General features: G+C 34.2%; 4 protein-coding genes. All 4 read right to left on the bottom strand.

Going from position 1 to position 4,248, the window contains the following annotated elements:
• Nucleotides 1–718, bottom strand: a 718-nt coding sequence (locus tag ABFR62_13300) for an NAD(P)H-binding protein (protein MEN8139396.1), incomplete at its 3' end; no start/stop codon positions are given.
• A gap of 133 nt (nucleotides 719–851) precedes the next feature.
• Nucleotides 852–1,493, bottom strand: a complete 642-nt coding sequence (locus ABFR62_13305; GenBank protein MEN8139397.1) for a hypothetical protein — start codon at nucleotides 1,491–1,493, stop codon at nucleotides 852–854.
• 100 nt (nucleotides 1,494–1,593) lie between these two features.
• Entirely contained in the window at nucleotides 1,594–2,169 is a 576-nt protein-coding gene (locus ABFR62_13310) for a Crp/Fnr family transcriptional regulator (GenBank protein ID MEN8139398.1), read from the bottom strand.
• Nucleotides 2,170–2,447: 278 nt separating this feature from the next.
• A complete protein-coding gene (locus tag ABFR62_13315; protein MEN8139399.1) occupies nucleotides 2,448–3,539 on the bottom strand; it encodes an alpha/beta hydrolase in 1,092 nt (363 codons plus the stop codon).
• Nucleotides 3,540–4,248 lie beyond the last annotated feature (709 nt).

Below are 4,248 nucleotides of genomic sequence, written 5' to 3' on the forward strand. Positions count from 1 at the left end.
ATTTATTATAAATTACTGGCATTTGCCCTTTCCACTTGTGCCATAAGTCATCGTCGACAATAATCTTAGCCATAAAATGTCCAACATTTATTCGGCTTGTTTTGCCAGGATTAAACATGGCACTCCTTATTGGTGAAGCATGTGCCTCATATTCGCTTATGATATCTTCATTAATCAGGGTATCTGGTCGAACAGCAATCCATTGAATCCATTTATTATTTTGTCCAATATCCACCCTTAGCACGTCTGCTGCTTTTTCGTTGTCTAATTGCGGTGGGACAAGTAAACGAATCAAGCTCATCACTAATTTTTGTCCGATCGAGATGCGTTCTTTTAAATCTCTGTTCCTGTTAGCAGTTGTATTCATCAGCACAAGTCTGATTGGGATATCTGGTGAATTCTTCTGAATTGCATCAATAAGCAATCTAATGGCATCGCTTACTAAAAACCTGGGTTTTCCGAATATTCCTTTCATATTTATATTATGACCAAGGCAAGAAGCGACTGACTGACAATCATTCATATAGCTTGTCATTTCGCTTACACTTATCTTTGAGATAGTAGCTTTGATTATTGTTATATTGTCATTAATCTTCCAATTGTCAGGTATTTCTCCGGTCGGACGTACAATGACCTTGACTTTTTGCCCCATATTCAACAATTGTTCTACCAACTGTTTACCGGTTGCGCCAGTTGCGCCTAATACTAATGTTGTCATATTGATAATTTATTTCGCATAAAGTTTTTCAATCTGTTTATTTTATATACTCAGGACCTTCATATTCTATCAAAACTATTGTTTATATTCTTCCATTTATTAATTATTTCCTAACCAACAATCATGGAATTATTTAAAATCTGATCCCTATATAGATATTTGGTTCAAACAGGAAATAATTATTCCATCCCTTTTCTATTTCTTTAAAAGACGAGGGAGTATTTGTATCAATTGGCCAATAATTGCAATGAATTTGTGGTTCAATATACATTCTGTTCTTAAATAGTGGGAAATGGTAGCCCAGGTGATAAGTAGTGTATAGTTTGAAACCCTTCCCAATTTTATTTTCATTTACATCCAGATATGTTTTTAATTGTGGCAGTATTTCTACTGTTGCAAATAACCCCCTCCAAAGTAAGCGCTGATAAGTAAGGCCGATTCCAGATTCTCTCAATCTGCCTGGATAGTTATTACTTTCATCAAACTTAAGTTGTTCCTTCATGGGCATACCCATAGGAGCATACATTTTCCATGTGGCTACTTTGATGCCAATTTTATCTTTAGGGCTAAGTCGATAGCCAAAATGAAACTCGTAATGCTGTGTATTGGTTTTTTCCTCACCAAAATTGAGGAAGGAATGATAAGCAGTACCTGCTGAGAATTTGTTGTTAGGTACTGGATCTTTTATAGAAGCTTTAACTGCTTGAATTTGACTAAATGCCTGTACGAAGAGTAAGCTTATAAAGATTGCTGCTGATATTTTTTTGAAGTTCATAATTTTGAATTTTAAATTAAACATTTGTTTAGATTCAAAATTACGGCACTATGCTGGTTGGTTACGTTGACTTAAGTTAAGAAACACGAAGAAGGTAAAACTATTCTTGATTCATTATTCGTTTTCGAATCCGACTTAATGATTCTGGCTTAATACCTAAATAGCTTGCTATTTGATGCTGGGGAGCTCTCTGTATTAAATCCGGCCGGTTTTTTAGCAAACTCAGATATCTCTCTTCGGGCGAAGCCATCTTATATTCGGCAAATGTATTCTGAGTATTTGCCATGATAGCTTCTCCTAAAGCACGGTTTAATGATTCTATCTGAGGGAATTTCTGATATATCTCGGCTTCCAATTCGGGAGTACCCACTCCTGCAATGGTATCTTCAGTGCACTCAATATAGTAGTGTGAGGGGGTTTTATTTCCATATGCAGAAGGTACAACAGCTTGTTCTTCTGTATAGAATTCTGTTGTTTTTTCTTCTCCATCTTTAAGATAGTAGCTTCTAATACACCCTTTAATTATAAAAAAACATTCCTTTGATATTTTACCTTCTTCAAGTAGAATTGTTTCCTTAACGAAGCGCTTTATAAATTCGATTTTACTAAGTTCCTCCTCCAATTCTTGGGTGATTGGAATATACTTTGAGAGATATTCAAAAATTTCATTTTCCATATTATTATCTTGTAATTTTCATTGCTTGAGTTAACTTACTTTAACACTCCCTATTTCCGCTAACAAAGTCCTTATTTGCTAATAAAACAATTGATTGTTTCGAGTTTCTTTTTTGCAAAAGGAAAATAAAAACGGTGCCAGTTATTTCGCCAGTATTTCTACAAATCTATGTAACCAATCTTATAGGCATTTTTAGTTATGTATTATATGATCTGTAAGTGCAGCCTATCATTTTCTGAATACTAATATGATTTTTGAAAGCTTTAAACACATCTCTTTTAGTTGTTTGAATGTTCTTGTACTTTTTCTAATACAATTGCATTAAATTTTTTTGGTTCTTCTATATTGAGATTATGTGCCGAATTTTCAAATATGAAAAAATCTTTATTGGGGGCTTTCAATTGGTCGTAAAATTCTTTAGCAGTTTGGGTTGGGCATTGGTAATCGTATTTGCCTTGAAATATATAAACCGGCACTTGCATGCTGTCAATTTCCTGCGATAAATCAGTTTGAATTTGTGTGGAAAATAGATGAGTAATGGAAAACTTGTTGCCTCTCATATAGTTTGTTTTATCTTTAAAAGAATATTCATCGGCTTTAAGGATAAATTTCAGAAGAGAAAGCATTGATGTTTCGCCATGTACTGCACCGCCATATTTGTTTACAAATTTCCTTTCTTGCATTATAAACTTTATAAACTCATCACTATCGGCATTTATTGATGGGAAAGTAATTTTTGAAAGTCTTCTAATGCCTTTTTTATCGTTTTGCAGGCTTGCCTGTTCTTTCACCCAATCAAACGATACTTTTTCGCCCTCGTATTGCATACAAGACTGACCTACTCCAAAATAGGCATGATAAAGTTCAGGGTGTTGGTAGGCTGTTAAAATACCAAGAAACGAACCCCAGGAATGCCCCATGATAAATATTTTTTCTTTGCCGAAACGTTTTATCAAGTATTCTGAAACCTCTTGTGTGTCTGAAATAAATTGTTCCAAATTCATGGTTACGGGTGGAATATTGTTAGAATATGATTTTCCTGCGCCACGTTGTTCCCAATAAACCATCATGAAATCGTTTTCTATTGTCGGGTTCAGCGCTCTCATAAGTGCAGTTTCAGGACTTCCCGGTCCGCCATGAACAAATAATATAACTGGTTTTGATGTATCTGCACCTCTGATAATAAGGTATTGGTCAATCCCTCCGATTTCTACATTTGTAATTTCAGAAATGCTGTTTGGCAATTTGTTGCCGTTGGCATCAACAATAGGGCTTGTTTCTCCTTTTTCCATTGATCTTGTTGCACAGGAAAATGCTAATATTGAAATCAGTCCTAAGATTACAACATGTATAAGTTTGTTTATCTTCATTTTTTATTCGTTTTGGTTGCACACAACGAGTAGGTATAAAAATTGTTTATATCTACCTTATGTTTAATAGTTTTGTAAACAGTGTATTGCAATCATAAAAGTAAATAATAGTACCCAATCCCCTTTCTGTTATACAACCTGTTAATCAAAGTCATTAGCAAGAGCGATCCGACTGCGATTAACAGACAATTTTTGTCAAGTTAAGTGAGGTTATCAAATGACGAAAGCAAGGCTTCTTTCTTGACTATATCAGGAGATAGAGTTGGGAATCTGATCTTGGAGTGCCATATTGCTGGGATAATATTGAAATCCTCTTGCATATTTGCCTTAAATTAATTTGTCTCCATTTAGGATTCTATAAATCAGCTTCTTACACCAAAATAACTATATTATCAATAGAATAGGTTCAATGTTTGAAAATTATTATGAAGCAACTATATAATATTCAATCGATTCTGTTGCATTATATCGAGCATTTACTAGAATATCGAATATAAGAATACCCTCAGGCGGAATAATACTTTGGCGCCAGTTTTTTCGCCAGTATTCCTGTAAATCCATGTAAACCAGTGTAATATTTTACATAAAATGAACTGTTAATTTTAATAACGAAAACACATAAATCCCTGTATGTGTTAATGATAGCTCAAATAACCCTGCTTTTTAGAGCTGGATAACATATCGAATATAGGAAACTCATAATCAGGGG

It is taken from the genome of Bacteroidota bacterium (assembly GCA_039714315.1).
In the GTDB taxonomy this organism is placed as follows: Bacteria; Bacteroidota; Bacteroidia; order Flavobacteriales; family JADGDT01; genus JADGDT01.

Coding starts and splice junctions, on each gene's coding strand:
- ABFR62_13305 (MEN8139397.1), bottom strand. CDS start 1,493: ATGAACTTCAAAAAAATATCAGCAGCAATCTTTATAAGCTTACTCTTC.
- ABFR62_13310 (MEN8139398.1), bottom strand. CDS start 2,169: ATGGAAAATGAAATTTTTGAATATCTCTCAAAGTATATTCCAATCACC.
- ABFR62_13315 (MEN8139399.1), bottom strand. CDS start 3,539: ATGAAGATAAACAAACTTATACATGTTGTAATCTTAGGACTGATTTCA.